The 19,894-nt window shown below is 64.7% G+C and carries 19 protein-coding genes and 1 pseudogene; 10 read left to right on the top strand and 10 right to left on the bottom strand.

What is annotated here, in order from left to right; translation table 11 throughout:
* The first annotated feature begins 12 nt into the window (after nt 1-12).
* Nucleotides 13-837, top strand: coding sequence for a transporter substrate-binding domain-containing protein (locus AC3WK8_RS07745; protein ID WP_103323928.1), 825 nt, complete (start codon nt 13-15; stop codon nt 835-837).
* 48 nt (nt 838-885) lie between these two features.
* Here the strand turns inward: AC3WK8_RS07745 and AC3WK8_RS07750 are convergent, their stop codons facing one another.
* The 4 genes from AC3WK8_RS07750 to AC3WK8_RS07765 form a co-directional block, all read right to left on the bottom strand.
* A complete protein-coding gene (locus tag AC3WK8_RS07750) occupies nt 886-1,608 on the bottom strand; it encodes a FadR/GntR family transcriptional regulator (RefSeq protein WP_022643722.1) in 723 nt (240 codons plus the stop codon).
* Between the two features lie 381 nt (nt 1,609-1,989).
* The gene (locus AC3WK8_RS07755) at nt 1,990-4,194 is read right to left on the bottom strand and encodes an OsmC domain/YcaO domain-containing protein (protein WP_085596618.1); all 2,205 of its coding nucleotides are present in this window, start codon (nt 4,192-4,194) and stop codon (nt 1,990-1,992) included.
* A gap of 110 nt (nt 4,195-4,304) precedes the next feature.
* Nucleotides 4,305-4,832: an AAA family ATPase gene (locus AC3WK8_RS07760; protein WP_103323927.1), complete on the bottom strand. Its 528-nt coding sequence runs from the start codon at nt 4,830-4,832 to the stop codon at nt 4,305-4,307.
* 62 nt (nt 4,833-4,894) lie between these two features.
* Nucleotides 4,895-5,785, bottom strand: coding sequence for a LysR family transcriptional regulator (locus tag AC3WK8_RS07765; protein WP_085596616.1), 891 nt, complete (start codon nt 5,783-5,785; stop codon nt 4,895-4,897).
* A gap of 245 nt (nt 5,786-6,030) precedes the next feature.
* Between AC3WK8_RS07765 and AC3WK8_RS07770 the strand changes: the two genes are divergently transcribed.
* Entirely contained in the window at nt 6,031-7,227 is a 1,197-nt protein-coding gene (locus tag AC3WK8_RS07770; protein ID WP_103323926.1) for an MFS transporter, read from the top strand.
* Nucleotides 7,228-7,291: 64 nt separating this feature from the next.
* Here the strand turns inward: AC3WK8_RS07770 and AC3WK8_RS07775 are convergent.
* A pseudogene (locus tag AC3WK8_RS07775) lies at nt 7,292-7,459 on the bottom strand (helix-turn-helix domain-containing protein); the annotation flags it as partial.
* Nucleotides 7,460-7,606: 147 nt separating this feature from the next.
* On the opposite strand from AC3WK8_RS07775, the gene AC3WK8_RS07780 reads away from it, so the two are divergent.
* The 4 genes from AC3WK8_RS07780 (at nt 7,607) to AC3WK8_RS07795 (ending at nt 12,367) form a co-directional block, all read left to right on the top strand.
* Nucleotides 7,607-8,458, top strand: coding sequence for a hypothetical protein (locus AC3WK8_RS07780; protein ID WP_103323925.1), 852 nt, complete (start codon nt 7,607-7,609; stop codon nt 8,456-8,458).
* Nucleotides 8,459-8,503: 45 nt separating this feature from the next.
* Nucleotides 8,504-8,782: a barstar family protein gene (locus AC3WK8_RS07785; protein WP_219738284.1), complete on the top strand. Its 279-nt coding sequence runs from the start codon at nt 8,504-8,506 to the stop codon at nt 8,780-8,782.
* Nucleotides 8,783-8,857: 75 nt separating this feature from the next.
* Complete coding sequence (gene valS, locus AC3WK8_RS07790) at nt 8,858-11,413, top strand: valine--tRNA ligase (RefSeq protein WP_103323924.1); 2,556 nt, start codon at nt 8,858-8,860, stop codon at nt 11,411-11,413.
* Between the two features lie 114 nt (nt 11,414-11,527).
* Nucleotides 11,528-12,367 carry an EcsC family protein gene (locus AC3WK8_RS07795; protein WP_022643733.1) on the top strand — a complete coding sequence of 280 codons (840 nt, stop codon included), beginning with the start codon at nt 11,528-11,530 and terminating at the stop codon, nt 12,365-12,367.
* Nucleotides 12,368-12,550: 183 nt separating this feature from the next.
* Here AC3WK8_RS07795 and AC3WK8_RS07800 read toward each other — a convergent pair whose 3' ends face one another.
* Entirely contained in the window at nt 12,551-12,847 is a 297-nt protein-coding gene (locus AC3WK8_RS07800; RefSeq protein WP_103323923.1) for a cyclic-phosphate processing receiver domain-containing protein, read from the bottom strand.
* Between the two features lie 24 nt (nt 12,848-12,871).
* A complete protein-coding gene (locus tag AC3WK8_RS07805) occupies nt 12,872-13,237 on the bottom strand; it encodes a hypothetical protein (protein ID WP_146043232.1) in 366 nt (121 codons plus the stop codon).
* 163 nt (nt 13,238-13,400) lie between these two features.
* Here AC3WK8_RS07805 and AC3WK8_RS07810 point away from each other — a divergent pair, with 163 nt between their 5' ends.
* The 3 genes from AC3WK8_RS07810 to AC3WK8_RS07820 are packed head-to-tail and all read left to right on the top strand — an operon-like array spanning nt 13,401 to nt 14,931.
* Nucleotides 13,401-14,042, top strand: a complete 642-nt coding sequence (locus AC3WK8_RS07810) for a DMP19 family protein (RefSeq protein WP_103323921.1) — start codon at nt 13,401-13,403, stop codon at nt 14,040-14,042.
* Nucleotides 14,039-14,449 (top strand): hypothetical protein, encoded by a 411-nt coding sequence (locus AC3WK8_RS07815; protein ID WP_146043231.1) that lies wholly within the window; start codon nt 14,039-14,041, stop codon nt 14,447-14,449. The genes AC3WK8_RS07810 and AC3WK8_RS07815 overlap by 4 nt, the downstream gene beginning before the upstream one ends.
* Nucleotides 14,450-14,484: 35 nt before the next feature.
* Nucleotides 14,485-14,931, top strand: a complete 447-nt coding sequence (locus AC3WK8_RS07820; RefSeq protein ID WP_103323919.1) for an NUDIX hydrolase — start codon at nt 14,485-14,487, stop codon at nt 14,929-14,931.
* Between the two features lie 57 nt (nt 14,932-14,988).
* Here AC3WK8_RS07820 and AC3WK8_RS07825 read toward each other — a convergent pair whose 3' ends face one another.
* The 3 genes from AC3WK8_RS07825 to AC3WK8_RS07835 form a co-directional block, all read right to left on the bottom strand.
* Nucleotides 14,989-17,421, bottom strand: coding sequence for a TonB-dependent siderophore receptor (locus AC3WK8_RS07825; protein ID WP_178087980.1), 2,433 nt, complete (start codon nt 17,419-17,421; stop codon nt 14,989-14,991).
* A gap of 101 nt (nt 17,422-17,522) precedes the next feature.
* On the bottom strand, nt 17,523-18,494 hold the full coding sequence (locus tag AC3WK8_RS07830) for a FecR family protein (RefSeq protein WP_103323917.1): 972 nt from the start codon (nt 18,492-18,494) through the stop codon (nt 17,523-17,525).
* Complete coding sequence (locus AC3WK8_RS07835; RefSeq protein ID WP_103323916.1) at nt 18,487-19,020, bottom strand: RNA polymerase sigma factor; 534 nt, start codon at nt 19,018-19,020, stop codon at nt 18,487-18,489. The genes AC3WK8_RS07830 and AC3WK8_RS07835 overlap by 8 nt, the downstream gene beginning before the upstream one ends.
* Before the next feature lie 249 nt (nt 19,021-19,269).
* Here AC3WK8_RS07835 and AC3WK8_RS07840 point away from each other — a divergent pair, with 249 nt between their 5' ends.
* Nucleotides 19,270-19,890, top strand: a complete 621-nt coding sequence (locus AC3WK8_RS07840; RefSeq protein ID WP_085596601.1) for a cell wall hydrolase — start codon at nt 19,270-19,272, stop codon at nt 19,888-19,890.
* Nucleotides 19,891-19,894: the final 4 nt, after the last annotated feature.

A 19,894-nucleotide genomic window follows, 5' to 3' on the forward strand; every position in this document is an offset into this window, starting at 1 on the left:
GGGGACACAGATATGAAACGCAGTTTTTCATCGTGGGGTTCTGCCATTGCCACTTGCCTGTTGCTGGGGGCGGCTGGCGTCCAGGCCGCGCAACTGGACGAGGTCAAGGCTCGCGCAGTGCTGGTCTGCGGCGTACTGGATATCTTCGAGCCATTCGGCTACACGGACGTGAAGACGCGCTCGGTGGTCGGTTATGACGTGGACGTTTGCCAGGCGGTGGCCGGCAAGCTGGGAGCGAAGGTCGAGATCAAGCCGGTGTCCATCGAGGCCCGTATCGCCGAGTTGCAACAGGGCCACATGGATGTGCTCGGCGCGGGGCTGGCCCATACGCCGCTACGCGCCGAGCAGGTGGCATTTTCCGATGCCTACTATGTGAGCGAGAACGTGCTGGCGGTCAGGGCCGGTCGGGGCATCACCGCCCTCGACGAGCTGGATGGCAAGCGCATCAGCTACGTCAAGGGCAGCATCAGCGAGGCCTATATCAGGCAGGCCTTGCCGGGCGCAACGGCGGTCGGCTTCGAGGATGTGTCCAGCGCCTTCACCGCATTGCTCCAGGGCAAGGTCACGGGTTTCAGCACTTCGCAGGAGGTCCTGCACAAGTTGCTCAACCGCCTGGGTGACAAGGCCGGGCAGTACAGCATCCTGCAACCGGCCATCGGCCGGGAAGTCTGGGGCCTGGGCATACGTCGAGACGAGCCGGGCATGCTCGTCGCGGTGAACTCGGCGTTGCGCGAGCTGGAGGCCGAAGGGACGATGCAGGCCATCTTCGACAAGTGGCTGGGAGTCCAGACCCTCTACCGGATGCAGCGCTCCTTCAAGGTCCAGCCGATTCGTTGAACGCAGCGCGCGAGGGGCCGGCATGGCACGTCCATGCCGGCCCCTCGTTCATTCCCGCGAGCTGATATCGCGGCGCACCCGCTTGAGGTGGCCTTCGACGTAGAAAGCGGCGGCATCTTCGTCGCCGCTGATGATCGCCTCGTAGATCAGGCGGTGTTCCGCCGCATACAGCTGGATGCGTTCGGGGTCGTAGATCCCGTCGTCCCGCAGGCGGTTCCACAACGGTTGCTCCATGGTCTTGTTGATTTCCTCGGCGATCCGGGCAATCAGGATATCGCCGGTCATCATCGCGAGCTGGCGGTGGAACAGCCGGTCGGCTTCGCTCCAGCGCGCTTGTTGCAGCGGGTCGCCGATGTCCTTCACATCGATCATCTGTTCCAGGTAGCGCTCGGCCAATGGGTCGCGCTGGGCACGGCGGGCGGCCAGGCGGGCTATCGCCGGTTCGATCAGCAAGCGTACTTCGAGGGTGCTGATGGGGCTGAAGTCAGCGTCCACCGGCGGCAGCCCGGCATAGTCCGGTGCCGCTTCGTTCACCTGCAGCGGGCAATCGGCGACGTAGGTGCCTGAGCCATGGCGGGTGGTCACCATGCCTTCGTTCTGCAAGGCACCGATCGCTTCGCGTACGGCGGGCCGGCTCACCTTCAGCCGCTGTGCCAGGTCACGCTCGGAGGGCAGGCGCGAGCCGTGGGCATACTGGCCGCTCAGGATGCCGGCGCGGATCTGGTCGGCAACCTGCTCGTAGATCTGCTTGGGGCGAAAGTCTGCTTGCATGGTGGCGGTCTCTCGGGGCGCTAGCCGTCGGCTTGGGTTTGGCAGGTCGTGAATGTCAGGAGCCCATGGTACAGATCGTGAAGACGGGAAACAGGGGGGCGGCATTTTCCGTTGCTGTTATCGGATGGCAGTGGCTGCCTGATCAGATTGTTGCTCAGCTGTGGCGAACATGGGGCAGATTCGCAATCCGGGGGCTGAAACAAAAAAGCACCCGAACAGGCGGTGTGAAAACGTCGCGAGTGAAGGCAAGACAAGGCAAAAACGGGCGAGGAAGCGGAGTTTACTGGCTGTAAATGAGCGCTCTGAGCCTGTTTTTAACGCAGTATTGCCAAACGCAGTAGTTTTCCCACAGCCTGCGAAGGTGCTTTCCTGCCGAAGCCCTCAGCTGGCCAGGCCAGCCATTCTGGCCCGTGCCGCGTGCAGCTTCTTGTAGCTGTCGATCAACCGCAGGTGCCGGTCCAGGCCCTCCAGTTGCATGCTGGTAGGCGTCAGGCCATGGAAGCGCACGCTGCCCTGTACCGAGCCGATCACCGCGTCCATCCGCTCGTTGCCGAACATGCGGCGCAAGTTGGCTTCGTAGTCCGCCAGCTCCAGCTCGTCGTCCAGTTCCACTTCCAGCACCGCGTTCATGGCCTGGTAGAACAGGCCGCGCTCGACGGTGTTGTCGTTGTACTGCAGGAACATCTCCACCAGTTCCTTGGCCGGGTCGAACTGGCCCAGGGCCACGTGGATCAGCAGCTTCAGCTCGAGGATGGTCAACTGGCCCCAGGCGGTGTTGTCGTCGAACTCGATGCCGATCAAGGTGGTGATGTCGGTGTAGTCGTCCAGCTCGCTTTGCTCCAGGCGCTCCACCAGGTCGCGCAGGGCTTCTTCGTCCAGGCTGTGCAGGTTGAGGATGTCTTCGCGGAAGAACAGCGCCTTGTTGGTGTTGTCCCAGATCAGGTCGTCCACCGGGTAGATTTCCGAGTAGTCCGGCACCAGGATCCGGCAGGCGGTGGCACCCAGGTGCTCGTACACCGCCATGTAGCTTTCCTTGCCCAGGCCTTCGAGGATGCCGAACAGGGTCGCGGCTTCCTCGGCGTTGGAGTCGGCGCCCTGGCTGGAGAAATCCCACTCGACGAACTCGAAGTCGGCCTTGGCGCTGAAGAAGCGCCATGAGACCACGCCGCTGGAATCGATGAAGTGCTCGACGAAGTTGTTCGGCTCCATCAGCGCCTGGCTCTCGAAGGTCGGCTGCGGCAGGTCGTTCAGGCCCTCGAAGCTGCGGCCCTGGAGCAGTTCGGTGAGGCTGCGTTCCAGCGCCACTTCGAAGCTCGGGTGCGCGCCGAAGGAGGCGAACACGCCACCGGTGCGCGGGTTCATCAGGGTCACGCACATCACCGGGAATTCACCGCCCAGGGAAGCGTCCTTGACCAGCACCGGGAAGCCTTGCTCCTCCAGGCCCTGGATACCCGCCAGGATGCCCGGGTACTTGGCCAGCACTTCCTGGGGCACGTCCGGCAGGGCGAGCTCGCCTTCGAGGATCTCGCGCTTGACCGCCCGTTCGAAGATTTCCGACAGGCACTGCACCTGGGCCTCGGCCAGGGTGTTGCCGGCGCTCATGCCGTTGGAGAGGTACAGGTTCTCGATCAGGTTGGAGGGGAAGTACACCACTTCGCCATCCGACTGGCGCACGAAGGGCAGCGAGCAGATGCCGCGCTCGATGTTGCCGGAGTTGGTGTCGTACAGGTGCGAGCCGCGCAGCTCGCCGTCGGGGTTGTAGATCCCGAGGCAGTACTCGTCGAGGATTTCCTTGGGCAGGGCATCCTTGCGCCCTGGCTGGAACCAGCGCTCGTCGGGGTAATGGACGAACTCGGCGTTGGCGATCTCCTGGCCCCAGAACTGGTCGTTGTAGAAGAAGTTGCAGTTCAGGCGCTCGATGAATTCGCCCAGGGCCGAGGCCAGGGCGCTTTCCTTGGTCGAGCCCTTGCCGTTGGTGAAGCACATCGGCGACTGCGCGTCGCGGATATGCAGCGACCAGACGTTGGGCACGATGTTGCGCCAGGAAGCAATCTCGATCTTCATCCCCAGGTCCGCGAGGATCGCCGACATGTTGGCGATGGTCTGCTCCAGCGGCAGGTCCTTGCCGGGGATGCGGGTGCTGGTGCCGGCGTCCAGGCTCGGCATCAGCAGGGCCTGGGCATCGGCGTCCAGGTTCTCCACTTCCTCGATCACGAACTCGGGGCCGGTCTGCACCACCTTCTTCACCGTGCAGCGATCGATGGAGCGCAGGATGCCCTGGCGATCCTTCTCGGAGATGTCCGCGGGCAGCTCGACCTGGATCTTGAAGATCTGGTTGTAGCGGTTTTCCGGATCGACGATGTTGTTCTGCGACAGGCGGATGTTGTCGGTGGGGATGTCGCGGGTCTGGCAGTACAGCTTCACGAAGTAGGCGGCGCACAGCGCCGAGGAAGCCAGGAAATAGTCGAACGGACCCGGTGCCGAACCGTCGCCCTTGTAGCGGATCGGCTGGTCGGCCACCACCGTGAAGTCATCGAACTTGGCTTCAAGTCGGAGGTTGTCGAGAAAGTTGACCTTGATTTCCATGGGGGCTACCAGAATAACGAGCAAGACGAAAAGGCCGCCATTATCCGGTTTTTCACCCGGAAGTCTTGCGCTTTTGCGCCATGGCCGCCGACCGGTCCAGGCTGTCGCGCTCAGTCCGGCAGGCGGGGTGGCAGCGTCTCGAGCCAGTTGTCGATGTCCCGCATGCCTCGCAGATGAACCACCGGCACCTGGGGCGCCACGGCCTGGCGGACCTGTTCGATGCCCGGGCGATTGTGCTGGTCGAAGTGCCACACGAAACCCAGGAACTTGAGGAACTCCAGGTTCAGTTGCTCGTGGCAACCTGCCGGCAGGTCGGCGCGTGGGCGGTTGCGCAGGCTGCGCATGAATACCCGGCGCAGGCAGGTGGTGCGCGGGGTGTCGAGCCAGATCACCAGCTCGGCGCGGGGCAGGCGCAGGTCGAAGGTGCGCCGCGAGTAATTGCCTTCGCAGATCCAGGCATCCGTGGCGACGGCCTCGCGGACCCGGCTGCGGAACACCTCGGTATCGGCCTCGACCCAGCCGGGCTCCCAGAACAGCCGGTCCAGGTGCACCACCGGCACTGCGAGACGGCGCCCCAGCTCCCGGGCCAGGGTGGATTTGCCGCTCCCGGCGTTGCCCAGTATCACGATGCGTTGCATAACCTGGCCCCTGGGAAAAAAGCCGCGCAGTCTAGCATCGGCTCCCGGGGCCGGGCAGGGGGTTAGTGCACGCTGTTGGCAAACATCCCGAGGAGGAAGTCGCGTACGTGGATCAGGCGCGGACTGCGCATCGCGGTCTTGTTCCAGACCAGGTACAGCTCGTTGGTGGGAGCCTGCGCCAGGGACGTCAGCGATACCAGGCGACCGGCTTCCAGGGCCTCGCGGCATTGGTAGTCGGGCAGCACGCTCCAGCCTTGGCCCTGGACCACCAGGTCCTGGATGATTCGCAGGTCGGCGATGGTCAGTGCGGCCTGCAAGGTCGGGGCGAACTGGAACAGCGCGGTCCATACCGGGCGGATCAGCGGCAGGTCTTCGTCGAAGGCAATCAGCGGCACAGCGGCCAGTGCCTCGGCCGATGGTCGCTTGCCCAGTTTCCGGGCCAGCTCCGGGGCCAGCACCAGGAGGAATCGTTCGGTCAGCAGCCGGGCGAAACCGTGGGCATGTTCGTCCGGCAGCGAGGCGGTGATCGCCAGGTCCGCGGTCGAGCTGTCCAGCAGGCTGTAGATGCGCTCGCGGTTGCCGGTGTGCAGGCGGATTTGCAAACCCTGCTCCAGCAGGGGCGCGAGCCCCGAGGCCAGCTTGCCGTGGATGAAGTCCGAAGGCCCGGCGATGTGCACGGTACCGCTCAGTTCATCGCTCTGGCGGTAGGAGGCCATGCGCATTTCCAGCCCGTCGAGCATTGGCCCGATGGCGCGGGCCAGCTCGTCTGCGGCCTCGGTCGCGGTCACGCCCCGCGAGCGCCGCACGAATAGTGGCTTGCCGACGAAGGCTTCCAGCGCCTGGATGTGCAGCGATGCGCCAGGCTGGGTCATGCCCAGCGCCTGGGCGGCACGGGAGAAGGATTGCAGGCGATAGGCCTCGATGAAGGTACGCAGGTGGTCCAGATGGCTCATGAAGCGGTATCGCGCCCGGGTGGGCGCCCTCGCGAAGTGTTCCCGGTTGATTGGTGGACAAGCGTCCGGCGGCGCGTTGGCTGGCCGGCCAAGGGCTGGCCAGCATAGTGACCAGTCTGCTTGAGGTATAAAAATATTTTGACCTGACTGCCAAAAGGTTGATTTTTCGAAATGACAGGGCCTTTCTACGATTGCGCGCACCCCTGGCCCCAGGCCGGTTTTCCAACTCTTCGGAGCGCGTGTCCATGCCCTTCATCGTCTATATCTTCAGCCTCAGCGCCTTTGCCCTGGGGCTTGCCGAATTCGTGCCCATCGGCCTCACCGACGTCATCGCCCAAGACCTGGGCCTCAAGCTCGAGCAGGCCGGTGGCACGGTCACCCTGTATGCCCTGGGCGCGACCTGCGCCGCACCGATCCTCACGGCCCTGACCGCAAGCTGGCCGCGCAAGCGGGTGATGCTCGGCACCGTGCTGGTGTTCTGCGCCGGGAGCCTGGGCGCCGCCCTCGCCAGCAACCTGTGGGCGCTGTTGGCGGCGCGGTTCGTCGCGGGCATGGGCCACGGCCTGTTCCTGGCCGTGGCTTCCAGCACCGCCGCGCGCCTGGCCGGACCGAAGCGGGCCGGGCGTGCGGTGGCGGTGGTGTTCTCGGGGTTCACCCTGGCCATGGCCATTGGCGTGCCCATCAGTACCTACCTCGGCGGCCTGTGGTCCTGGCGGCCGGTGCTGGGGGCGATTGCCGGGTTCGGTGCATTGGGTTTCCTCGGGCTGCTGGGCATGGTCGAGCCGGCCAGGACCCCAGGGGAGGCCGCTGGCGAATCCGTGGTCCAGGCACTTCGGGCATTGCTGCATCCAGCCTTGCTGGTGGCGGCCCTGGTCACCGTGCTGGGGTATGCCGGCTCGTTCAGCGCCTATACCTACATCGCGCCGCTGTTGACCGGGGTGACCCAGGTCAGCATCGCCACGGTTGGCCTGTTCATGCTCGGTTATGGCGTGCTCGCCGCAGTCGGCAACCTGTTGGGAGGACGGCTGACCGATTGCCTGGGTGTCGACCGGGCCAGCTTCATGGTGCTCGCCGGCATCGCCGGGTGCGGGCTGGGATTCTGGGGGCTGGCGCATTCGGCCCTGGGCATGGCGCTCTGCGTGGCCTTGCTGGGGCTGTTCACCTACGCCGCGGTGCCGGCCTTGCAGGCTCGGTTGATCGGCATCGCCGAGCGGCATGCACCCCATGCCCATGCAGTGGCGGCCGGGCTCAATATCGCCGGTTTCAACCTGGGAATCGCCCTGGGAGCGTGGCTGGGGGGCGTTACCCTGGGTTCGCTGGGCATTGCCCACATGGGCCTGGCCGGGGCGGGACTGGCATCAGCCGGGCTGGTGCTGCTGGGGTGGCTGGTGGCCGTCGCGCCGGGACGCACCGTAGCCCGTACCAGCCGTTCGCAGTGCTGAAGGGCTAGTGGTCGCCTGGCCAGGGCCTGGGCTGCCGCTCTCGTTCCGCGACGCCCTGGCGCCACTAGGCCGGGGTCTGGCCTAGTTGGGTCTTGAACAGCCGCGCGAAGTAGCTGACGTTTTCGTAGCCGACTTCGTAGGCGATCGCCTTGACCGACATGTCGCTGGCCAGCAGCAGTTTCTTGGCCTTGTCGACCCGCACCCGTTGCAGGCCGGCGGCTTCCTGGCGCCCTGAGGTCCGCCTGGACGCAAGCTGGCGTCGCGATTGCCATGTGCCAGCATCTTGTGGCTGGCAAAAACCTGCTTATATGATTCCAGCCCCATACCGCAGGCCGCTTCGGCAGGCGGTCCAGCAAGGCACTACAGGGATGTTCAACGCATGAAAAGCAGGTTCGACGCTGCGCACAAGACCGGCCGCCTGGGCCGGGCACTGACGGCCCTGGCCCTGGCCACCGCAGCCCTCGCGGCGCCATTGGCCGGCTATGCCAAGGATCCCTTGATCCCGCCTGGCGCGGTGCTGGCGCTGATCAACAACGTCCAGATCGATGACCAGGTCGAAACCTTCGAACTGGAAGATGGCGTGGTGTCCAACTTCTGGTATGGCCGCGAGATCGACCTGGGCGGCAAGCACTATTACGCGACGTTCTCCTGGTTCACTCGCGACCGCGCGGCCCGTGAAGGTGAGGACTTCATCGCCCCGGACGTCAAGGTCCGGCTGGCGGACGCGACCTTCGAACTGGCTCGCCCGGGTCAGAAGCAGCCTTACGATATTCGCAGCATCGAGCGCAAGATCGGCTTCTTCGGCGCCCGCGAGCAGCCCGAGGAAGTGGACACCAGCCGCCAGGCCCTGGAGTACCGCACCAACGATGGCCGCCTGGTGCTGGCGGTGCCCACGGCCACCTTCGACAGCGGCTACGGCATCAGTGGTTATGCCGTGTTCGTGTTCAACCCGAACAAGACCCCGGAGGAGGACGGCTGGGTCTGGAGCTACCTGGGCCAGGTCTTCAGCGGCGAGGACAACTCGGCGGCCTGCGACGACGGCACGGTGATCCCCTGCATCGCCAACCAGGGCGAGCTGAATTTCGTGGCGGCCCAAGGACCCATGCCGCGCTTGCTGGTCAAGTTCAGCGGCACCACCTCTGCGGGTGACACCCAGACCCGCAAGATGAGTGATGCCGATGACGTCAGCTACGTCTTCGACGGCAAGCAGGTGCAGTACGTTCGCCAGTGATCGACGCGAGCACCTGGAGTTGAGGGCCACTGGGAGGTAATCGGTTTGCAGCGGTTGGATATCGATTTGAGCGCGGTGGGCAGTTCGGCCGAACTGCACATCCTGCTGCGCGACGCCCTGGGGTTTCCCGCTTGGTACGGCTGCAACTGGGATGCGTTCTGGGACGCGATCACCGGGCTGGTGGAGATGCCACGGCAATTGTCGTTCCACGGCGGGTCGACATTGAGCCAGCGCTTGCCCGACGATGCGCGGTTGCTGGCCCAGTGCCTGGAGCGCATGCGCGCTGAGTACCCGCAGTGGGCGCCGCAGGTGAAATGGCTTTGAAAGGGCGATTTACTAATCCGTGTCCTTGCTCTATAAATCGGCCTTGCGGCGCGCACCACTGCGCGCCATCTGCCGATGACAGGAGGAAGCTATGTCACCGTTAAACGTGAAAGCCTGACGATTTGCCCCACCCCCTCGCTTGAACATCTCGAGACACGCTGGTCCCAGCGCTGGCTCGAAGAAGGCACCTACGCCTTCGACCGCAATGCCCCACGGGACGCGGTCTATTCCATCGACACACCGCCACCCACGGCCTCCGGCTCGCTGCACGTCGGCCATGTGTTCAGCTACACCCACACCGATATCATCGCCCGCTTCCAGCGCATGTGCGGCAAGACTGTGTTCTATCCCATGGGTTGGGATGACAACGGCCTGCCCACCGAACGGCGCGTGGAGAACTACTACGGCGTGCGCTGTGACCCGGATGCCACATACCAACCGCAGTTCCAGCCGCCGGCCACGGTAGCCCGGCGCCGCAGCGAGTATCTCTCGATCAGCCGGCGCAATTTCGTCGAGCTGTGCCATCGCCTGACCGCCATCGATGAGCAGGCCTTTCGCAACCTGTTCGTGCAGCTGGGGTTGTCGGTGGACTGGGGGCTGACCTACGCCACCATCGATGAGCGGGCGCAGCGGGTCAGCCAGCGCGCGCTCTTGCGCAACTACCAGCGTGGCGAGCTCTACAGCCAGCAGGCGCCATGCCTGTGGGACGTGACCTTCCAGACCGCCGTGGCCCAGGCCGAGCTTGAGGATCGCGAGCAGCCGGGCGCTTGGCACGACCTGGTGTTCCGGGGCGACGGGGGCCAGGCGCTGCGCATCGCCACCACGCGTCCGGAGTTGCTGGCGGCCTGCGTGGCGCTGGTGGCGCACCCCGACGATCCACGCTACCAGGGGCAGTTCGGGCAGGCGTTGCGCTCGCCGCTGTTCGAGGTGCCGGTGCCGTTGCTCGCCCACCCGCTGGCCGATCCGCAGAAGGGCACGGGGCTGGCGATGGTCTGCACCTTCGGCGACCTGACGGACGTGCTCTGGTGGCGTGAATTGCAGCTGCCGACCCGTTGCATCATCGACCGCGACGGTCGCTTGCTGGCGCAGGCGCCTGGGTGGCTGGCCGATCCCGCCGGACGCCAGGCCTATGCCGCACTGGCCGGTTGCAGCCTGGCCCAGGCACGCCAGCGGTTGTTGCCGCTGCTGCACGGGTGCGGCGGCCTGCTCGGCGAGCCACGGCCGATCCGCCATGCCGTGAAGTTCTTCGAGAAAGGTGACCAGCCGCTGGAGATCGTCGCCACCCGCCAGTGGTACTTGCGCAATGGCGGGCGTGATGCCGAGCTGCGCCAGCAACTGCTGGAGCGTGGCCGGACCCTGGCCTGGCATCCGCCATTCATGCGCAGCCGCTATGAGCATTGGGTTGGCGGTCTCAATGGCGACTGGCTGATCAGCCGGCAACGGATCTTCGGCGTGCCCCTGCCGTTCTGGTACCCCCTGGATGCCCGGGGCGAACCGGACCATGACCGACCGATCGCCGCCAGCGAAGACTCGCTGCCGGTGGACCCGACCCTGGACACCCCGCCGGGTTACGAGCCGGACCAGCGCGGCCAACCCCATGGTTTCATCGGCGAGCGGGACATCATGGATACCTGGGCCACCAGCTCCCTGAGCCCGCAGATCGCCGCGGGCTGGGAGGAGGGCGATGGCCTGTTCGAGCAGGTCTTTCCCATGGACCTGCGGCCCCAGGGCCACGACATCATCCGCACCTGGCTGTTCTCGACCCTGGTTCGCAGTCACTTCGAGCAGGCCGCCGTGCCCTGGCACCATGTGGCGCTGTCGGGCTGGATCCTCGATCCGGACCGCAAGAAGATGTCCAAGTCCCGGGGCAATGTGGTCACCCCCCTGGCGCTGCTGGAGCAGTACGGCAGCGACGCGGTGCGCTACTGGGCGGCCCTGGGGCGGCCGGGCAGCGATACCGCCTTCGAAGAGCAGCAGATGAAGATCGGCCGGCGCCTGGCGCTCAAGCTGTTCAACGTCTCGAAGCTGGTGTTCGGCTTGCCCGGCGACCCCGCCGGGCCGGTGTCCCAGGCGCTGGACCAGGCCATGCTGCAACGCCTGGGAAGTGTCGCCGGCCAGGCCCGGCAGGCATTGGAAAGCTACGACTACAGTGCTGCCCTGGTACGCATCGAGGGATTCTTCTGGTGGTTCTGCGATGACTACGTCGAGCTGGTCAAGCGCCGCGCCTATCGGCCCGAAGGGCACTCGGCGCGCAACGCCCTGGCCCGAGCCTTGAGCAGCCTGCAGCGGCTGTTCGCGCCGTTCCTGCCTTTCGTTTGCGAAGAGGTCTGGCGTTGCTGGCAGCCGGGTTCGGTGCACCGTGCGTCCTGGCCTGAAACCTGTGCGGTCGAGGCTGATGTGGAGTCGTTGCTGGAGGCGGTCAGCGCGACGCTGGCGGCGATCCGCAAGGCCAAGTCCGATGCCCGGCAATCGATGAAGGCGCCGGTGGCGCGGGTCGAGCTGGTGGACCAGCCGCCGTCCCTGGAGCGTTTGCAGGAGGCCCGCCAGGACCTGCTGGAAGCGGGCCAGGTGGCGCACTTGCTGTTCATCGAAGGCCCCGAGCGGCAGGTACGGGTCTGGTTGCAGGATTGACCATGCAGCGCATCCCGCCCGCCGACGCGAATCTGCGTCGGCGGGCGGTTTATTTTCCCGGGTCGATGCTGCCAAAATGCTCGCCCGTACCAGCGCCTGCCAAGGGAAGCTTCAGTGAATATCCAAGACAACCCGCAAGACTACAGGGACCTCAAGCGCGCCGTGGGCCTCTTGGAGTCGCCATCGTTGACCGCACGCCTGTCGGGCTTGCTGGGCTCGCCCATCGAGAGTGCGGTCAAGGCCTTGCCGGCGGTGGTGTCGCAGAAGATCAACGGCGCGGTGGTGGCCGCACTGCACAGTTCCGCCGATGCGGCCTTGTGGAGCCTGGACAACCAGCCGAAGAAACAGGCCTCGCCGCGCTTGCACAAGTTGTATGCGGCCGCGTCGGGGGCCTTGGGGGGCGCCTTCGGTTTTGCTTCGCTGTTCGTCGAGCTGCCGGTGTCCACCACCATCATGATGCGCTCGGTGGCCGATGTGGCGCGCAGCGAGGGGTTCGACCTGACGGACTTCGCCACCAAGCAGGCGTGCATCGAGGTGTTCGCCATGGGCGGCAACAGCGAGGCCGACGATGCCAGCGAAACCGGTTACTACCTGACCCGCAGCTTCACCACCCAGGCCATGCAGCAACTTTCCAAGGAACTGGCCGCCATCGCCGCCAAGCAGGGCTCCAGTGCCATCAGCCGGATGTCGCCGGGGCAGGCGGGCAAGTGGCTGGCGGTGCTGATCGAAAAGGTCGCGGCGCGCTATGGCGTGACCATCTCCAGCAAGTTCGCGGCCCAGGCCGTGCCGGTGATCGGGGCCGTCACCGGAGCCACCATCAATACCCTGTTCACCGACTTCTACCAGGACATGGCCCGTGGGCATTTCATCGTCAAGCGCCTGGAGCAGCAATACGGTTTCGAGCCGATCAAGGCGGCCTATGCCGAGCTCAAGGGCAAGCGGTTGGTGGGCTGATGCCCAGGTGTTGCTGGTGGTGGAACCCTGGCATGGAAGATTCGACCGATGGACATGTGCAAGCGGCGCCCGCTGTGGTGGCGCTCATTGAGGCCTGGCGCCGCCCTGAGAGGGACAGGGGCGCCGCTATCCAGTGGGAAGAGGTCCGTGGGGCTGTCGCTAGCGCCACTCAAGACCCTACGGTTACTGCCCGGCTGCCAGCCGCTGTATCGAGCGGACTCCGGCCTGCATTTTCTCCACGGCCGAGGCATTGGCTGAGTGCACCTTGATCCGTGGCGGGCGAAAACCCTGCAAGGCCACGGCTTCCTCGATCCACAGGATCACGTCGTAGCCAGTGCCGCGTTCGTCGTCGCCCAGGTCGTGGTCGAGGCTGATTTCACTGACGCCACCGGCCTTGAGCAAGGCAATGGCTTCGTCCGGCCAGTAGGTCCGCACCCAGCCTTCGGGCGTCTGGCGTTCATCGTCGAGGTAGATTTTCATCGGGCAGGGGTGTCTCGGCTGGTTTCAGGTAGGGGGCGTTGCGTTGATGTGCAGTACCAGGCTCAAGCAGTCATCGCCGAAAGCAGGTACATGGCCCTGGCACCGGTCGATGAAGAACATCGCTCCCGGGGGTGTTTCCTGGGGCATCGAAAAGTGTGTCCAAAGGCGGTTCTTGGTGGCCTGGGTAAAATGAATGTACAGGCTGTCCCCTTCGATGCGAATGCTGTCCTGGTGTCCACCGCAGTGCAGGATCAGGCTGACGAGTTGCGCAGGTTCGGGCTCCAGGGCAAAAGCCTGACGGCAGTCTTTGCGAATGGCGCGGGCTATGGCATTGAACTCGCCAGGACTGCCATAGAGATGCAGTTCCTGGTCGAACAGTCTGGTGAACACGGCAAGCATCCTTGGAGGGGGCGGGTTTTATAGCGGTTCCAGGTCACGCAAGCCAAGGGTATTTGCAGCCTATGCAGGGTGGCACCGTGCGGTGGATCGGTGTAGAAGCATCCCGGGGCAACGCCCCAGTCTTTGATCGAAACCACTGCCAGGAAGGTCTGCCTTGTCCAACGCCAATCCCATAACCCACGTCGCTTTCGAAGCGGACCAGCTCTGTCTCGGCTGGGCCGATGGCTTGCTGCTGCGCCAATCCCTCGGGCGTTATGGCCGCTTGCAGGAAGCCTCGGCGCAGCAGCGCCAGGCCTGGCGGATTGCGCCCCAGGGCAGCTCGGTGCTGTGGCCCGGGTTGGGTGAGCAGGGGCTGGTGATCGAGGGTGCCGACTGGATCTGGGAGCATGTGTGCGAGCAGTCCATGGCGCGCCTGCAGGCGCTGGATTGGGACCTGGAGCGCCTGCCTGAACGGGACCAGGCCATCGTCGCCCTGTGGCGCCTGGAGGCAGATGGCTACAACGGTGGTTTCCTGCAGTTCTTCTGCAACTGGGGCGAGCGCAGCTACCAGTTGGCCCTGGACGCACTCCAGGCGTTGGGTGCGACCCGGGCCAGGGCGGTGGTGGAACGCCAGCGGCAGACGATCGGCGATCTGCAGGCCCATCCGCCGTTGGAGCGCCTGTGGGATATTCCCGAGCGGCTCAGCGATGAGCAGCATGAGCTGATCGGTGGCGAACTGGACGAGCAATTGTGGACGGCGCTGGAAGAAGTGCCGGCACTGGCGGCCAGCCATTTCTACCCGCCGGCCTGCGAATGAGTGCGGTAGTGGCCCAGGACGATGGGCTGCAATTGTCCATCGCCGCCGAGGAGGGCGGCGTCTGCCCGTTGCTCGACGTTGGCCTGCGGGGCAGCGGCTTCCAGGCCCATATTCGTATCGTCCACGAACCCCTGGAGGGCTGTGTCGGGTTGGCCGAGTTTTTTCTGCAAGCGGCGCAAGCGTTGCCTGAGGAGCCGTTGCAATGGCGCTCGGCGTGCCTTGACCTGGCCTTGCAAGTGACGGCCGGCGCCGACTGGCAGCCGTTGCTGATGCTCAAGGTCAGCCTGTGGTCGACCGCGGATGACGCCAGCGACTGGCACGTCAACGCCTCGCTGCTGCTCAGCCCGGAGCGACTGCGAAGGTTCGCCGGGGAGGTCCTGGCCGAGATGTCGGCGCCCATGCTCTAATGCCGCGCTTTTTCCCCCGGCAAACGGATTTTCCCATGGCTGAACCGCGTATCCGCGCCCTGGCGCTTTGTGTCTTCCATCACCAGGGCAAGATCCTGGTCCATCAGTTCGACGACCCCCATGAGCAGCAGACGGTGTTCCGCCCGGTGGGTGGCGGCATCGAGTTCGGCGAGCGCAGCGACCAGGCCATCCGCCGCGAGGTGGAGGAAGAGCTCGGCCTGTCCATCAGCCAGCTGCGCCTGCTGGGTACCCTGGAAAACCTGTTCACCTACCTGGGCCAGCCCGGGCACGAAATCGTCCAGGTGTATGACGCACGCTTCGACGATGCCAGTGTCTACTCCCGTGGCCAGTTGCACGGCGAGGAAACCGACGGCATGGGCTTCACCGTCAGCTGGCACGACAGTTCGAGCTTCGGCCCGCAAGCGCCCCTGGTGCCCCAGGGGCTGGAGCAGTTGCTCAAGCAGGCCGGCTTGCTCGACTGAGTGCAGCGAGGCCGCGAAAGGCCCTGCCGGATGCCATTGTCCGACAGGGCCAAGGGCCTAGAAGTCCCAGCGGGTGCTGAGCATGAAGTTGCGCGGTTCACCGTAGGCGGCCGAGTTATAGAAACCGACGTTGGTGTAGTAGGACTTGTCGAAGATATTGTTGACGTTCAGGGTCGCCGACAGGCTGTCGGTGATCTGGTAGCGGGTCATCAGGTCCACCAGCCAGTAGGATGACTGGGTGATGTCCTGGTTGCGGTCCAGCGGCTTGTTGTAGATCGAGTACCAGCCTTTGCTCTGCCAGCGCAGGCCGCCGCCGACTGTCAACTTGTCCAGGTCGCCCTTGAGCTTGTAGGTGGTGTACAGGTTGACCTGGTCCTCGGGTTCGAAGGTGGAGAGCTTGTCGCCTTTATCATCGCGCACCACCTTGTGGGTGTAGCCGGCCTGGACCTGCCAGCCCGGGCTCAACTCACCCGAAATCTCCGCCTCGTAGCCCTTGGTGACCGCCTTGGACCCCTTGTAGGCATAGTTGCTCGGGGTGGGGGTCAGGTTGTTGTAGGCGTCGTCGGAGATCGGCCGGTTGTTCTCGCGAATCTCGAAGTAGGCCAGGCTGCTGTTCAACCGGCCTTCGAAGAATTCTCCCTTCAGGCCCAGCTCGTAGTTCTGGCCTTCATCCGGCTCCAAAAGCTTCTGGTCCCGGTCCTTGTTGAAGCTCTCCTGGGGCATGAAGATATCGGTGTAGCTGGCGTATGCCGAGAAGTTCTCGTTGAGGTCATAGATGATCCCGGCATAGGGGACGAAGCGCCCGCTTTCCCGGTACGACGGGGTCAGGCCGGTCTGGTGATAGTTGACCACGCGCCCGCCGAGGATGACGTTCAGGTCGTCCAACAGGTTCAGGCGGGTGGTCAGGTAGGCGCCAGTCTGGCGCGTGGTGTCGTCGGTAATCTGCGCCGGAGCCTGCCAGATGGGGCGGGAAAGGTGGCCCTTCCAGTTGTAGAAATCCACCTTGTTGCCCTGGGGCCAGACCGGCGCCCAGTAACCCTTGCCTTGCCAGCGTGACGTGCTGATGGAACCGCCCAGCACCAGCTCATGGTCGCGCCCGAACAGGCTGAACGGCCCGCTGGCATAGAGATCGGCGGAGGTGCTCTTGGTTTCGCCGGTGTACTTCTGGCCGTTGATCTCGGCACTGCCATCGGCCTGGGGCTGGTCGAACTGGATCGAGCCCAGCTCGGCATGGTAGCTGTTGATCTTGTGGTCCAGTTGCAGCTTGGTGACCCAGCCATCGCCCAGGTCATGTTCGAGCATGGCGAAGGCGGTGCGGGTGTACTGCTCCCAGGCGCTCCAGGTCGTACCGTTGTTGTAGGAGCGCGACATCTTGTTGATGCTGCCGTTGGAATTGACCAGCGGGAAGGTGCCGGACCAGCTGGAGCCCTTGGGAATGTTGTCCTGCATGTCGGCGCCCACGGTCAGCATCGTATCCGGGGACAGGTCGAACTCGAGGATGCCGTAGTAGGTTCCGGTCTTGCGCGAGTAGTGGTCCAAGAACGACTGCTTGTCCTGGTAGGCGGCAACGGCACGACCACGGACATTGCCGCTGTCGGTCAACGGGCCGCTGACATCCACTTCGCTGCGATAGTTGTCCCAGGAGCCCGCGCCCAGGGTGGCGTGCCCCTTGAATTCGGCGGTGGGTTTCTTGCGCACCAGGTTGATGGTGGCGCCGAGCGAGCCTGCGCCGGTCAGCAGGCCGGTGGCGCCCTTGAGCACTTCGACCCGGTCGTAGATCGCCATGTCGCTCAGGGTGTTGCCCGCCGAGTAGGCGACATTGCGTGAGGTGGAGGGAATGCCGTCGTACTGGAAGTTGTTGATCGAGAAACCGCGGGCGTAGTAGTTGGTCCGGTCGGTGTCGTAGGCCGATACGGTGATGCCCGGGGTGTGGCGCATCACGTCGTCGACATTGTTGAGGTTGAAATCCTCCATGTGCTGGCGGGTGATGACGCTCACCGATTGCGGGGTCTGGCGGGGGCTCAACACCAGCCGGGTGGCGGTGGCCAGGGTGCCAGGGGTGTAGGAGCCGGAGCCCTCGGTCACGGTGCCCAATTGGTTGCTGATGATCTGGGTCGCCCCCAGTTCCACGCTCTTCTCCACCGCGGGCAGGCGGGTCAGCAGGACGGCATTGAGGCCATTGCGCTCGAAGCCCAGGCCGGTGCCCTCCAGCACCTTGGCCAGTGCCTGTTCGGCGCTCAGCCTGCCGCTGACTCCAGGGGACTGGATGCCTTGGGCCATCGGCGATGAATAGGCAATCTGCAACCCGCTCTGGGTGCTCAGTTGGTCCAGGGCCTCGGCCAGGGGTTGCCTGGCGATGGAGAAACTATGCAGGTCCGACTCTTGCCTGCTGGGGGCGCTGGCGGGCTCGACTGCCGCTGCGTGCCCGCAGGCCAGGCAGATGGCTAGCGCCAGGATGCTGCGGGCGGGGATGTGGGATGAGAAGTGCATGGAAGTCCCGTACGAAATAGGAATGATTTGCAAAAGCAAACACCCTGACGGGTTATCCCGGACAAAGCCGTAAAACTTTTTTCTCGCCTGCCTTGGGTGTGTCAGCGGAGCACCAGGATGCCACCTGGCAGGCGGGTCAGCTCGGTGGCCGTGACCTTGCTCAAGGCCTGGACGACCGCTTGCGGATCGTCGAGCCGGTAGTTGCCGCTGACCTGCTGCTGGGCGGCGGCATCGTTGAACAACAGGATCGGTGCCCGGTAGTAGCGCCGCAACTCCTCCAGCACCTGGGCCAGCGGCATGTCCTGGAACGACAAGCGACCGTTGAGCCAGGCCATCTGCCGTTCACTGCCTTGCAGGTGCAAGGCCTGCAGGCGCCGGTCTTCCAGCCGTTGCCAGTTGCCGGCCTGCAACAGGCTCTGTTCGCCGTCGTCGCTGGCCAGGCGCACCCGGCCTTCACGCACCGCCACCGTGACTGCCTCGTCATGACGATTGACGCTGAAGCGCGTGCCGACCACGGTGACCGTGGCTTCGCCGGCGTCGATGACCATGGGTCGGGAAGGATCGTGAAAGGCTTCGACATAGAGCTCGCCGCGCAGCAGGCGGATGCGCCTGTGCTCGCCGTCGAACGTGGTGCTGATAGCGCTATGGCTACCCAGGACGACATGGGAGCCGTCGGCCAGGTCGAATGCTTGCACCTGGCCCACTCCGGCCAGGTGATCGGCTTGCAAACGCATTGGCAAGTCGCTGATCCAGCCCGCGCCGAGCATCAGCAACAAGGCTGCAGCCGCCGCCAGCCAGCGGCCAGTGGCGGGTTTGCGGCGTACCGGGAGCGGCGCGGGAGGTAGTTCCAGATCCAGCGCCAGATGCTCCAGGGCCTGCTCGAAGGCGGTGGATTCCCACAGTGCTTGCAAGGCTTCATAGGCCGCAGCGTGTCGTGGGTCGGCGTTGCACCATTGTTCGAAGCGTTGGCGCAGCAGTGGGTTGCCAGCCACCGCCTCGCGCTGGGCGAACCAGTCGCTGGCCTGTTCTCGCACCGCATCGCAGGGCAGGGCGTTGCTTGGGTGTTCAGTCATCGGGGTCGTGCCGGTCGGTGGCCTTGAGGCAGGCGTTGAGTGCATGGCGCAGGTCCTTTTCCACCGTGCTCAGGGAGACCTGCAGGCGCTGGGCGATCTCGCCTTGGGCAAGGCCGTGCAGTTTATGCAAAACCAGGATTTGTTGCTGGCGCTTGGGCAGGGTGGCCAGTACCTGCTGCAGCAATTGCAGCTGCTGCTGGCCCTGTACGTGGCTATCGGGGCCCGGCGCGGCGGTCGGAATCTGGTTGATCTGGCGATCGTCGCCCAGCTGGTATTCGAAACGGCGCTTGCTGCGTTGGCTACGCAGATGATCGAAAGCCAGGTACTGGGCCGTCTGGTAGAGAAACGGTTGCAGATGCTCGATGGAGCGAGTGTTCAATGCCTTGGCCACCCGCAGGTAGGCTTCCTGGGCCAGGTCTTCGGCCAGGCTGGAACAGCCGACCACGCGCGACAGCATGCGGATCAATGCACCGCGCTGGGCGACGAACAGCGTGCTGAGTCGTTGTTGGTTGTCTCCGGTCACCATCGCCCATGGTCCTTGCTACGCCGATGCGGTACCAGCGTGAATGGGCGGCTATTTTAATGAGAATCCGTATCATTACCAGTGGCTAATCCAGTCATGCTCAAGGTTTTTGCCGTGCTGGCATCCCGTGGTTGGCGCTGGGTTGGGCGCGGAATGTTTTAGCCGCTCGATGGTCGATTCAGCATGGCTCCCGCCGACTTGCCAGCAACGCGATGGGGCGGGGTGGTTAAGGTTCACCAGGACGAATCGATCATGTACCTGATTGCCAGGATCATCTGTTTTTGCTTGCTGCCCTTGACTGTTTCAGCCTGGGCGGCCGAGTCGCCGGCAGTCCGGGCCGCTGCCGAGGACAAGGCCCAGGCCCTGGAGCAGAAGGCCGCGGACAAGCAAAGCCCGAAGACCGCGCCCGAGGCCGCTCCCCTGAGCAAGAGCGAAGCCCAGGCCGTCGACCCGGCGGGCCAGGCACCAGTGGACGATGCCCTGACTTGCCTGTCGCGGACCCTCTATTGGGAGGCCAAGGGCGGTGAGGCCGAGGACATGGAGGCGGTGGCCGATGTGGTACTCAATCGCCTGGGCCACGAGGGGTTTCCCGGGACGGTGTGCGAGGTGGTCAAGCAGGGTTCGCAGAAGAGCCCTTGCCAGTTCTCCTGGTGGTGCGATGGCCGTCCGGACCAGGTGGAAGAAGAGCAGCGCTACAGCGTTGCCAAGGAGATCGCCCGCAAGGCCTTGAACCAGCAGCTCAAGGACCGCACCGGCGGTGCGCTGTACTTTCACGATCGCAGTGCTTCGCCGGATTGGGCCCGGGCCTACATCAAGACCGTCGAGATCGGCAGCTTCCTGTTCTACCGGCCCAAGGATGTGGCCGCCCGCTAGCGCA

It is taken from the genome of Pseudomonas sp. FW507-12TSA (genome assembly GCF_058781435.1).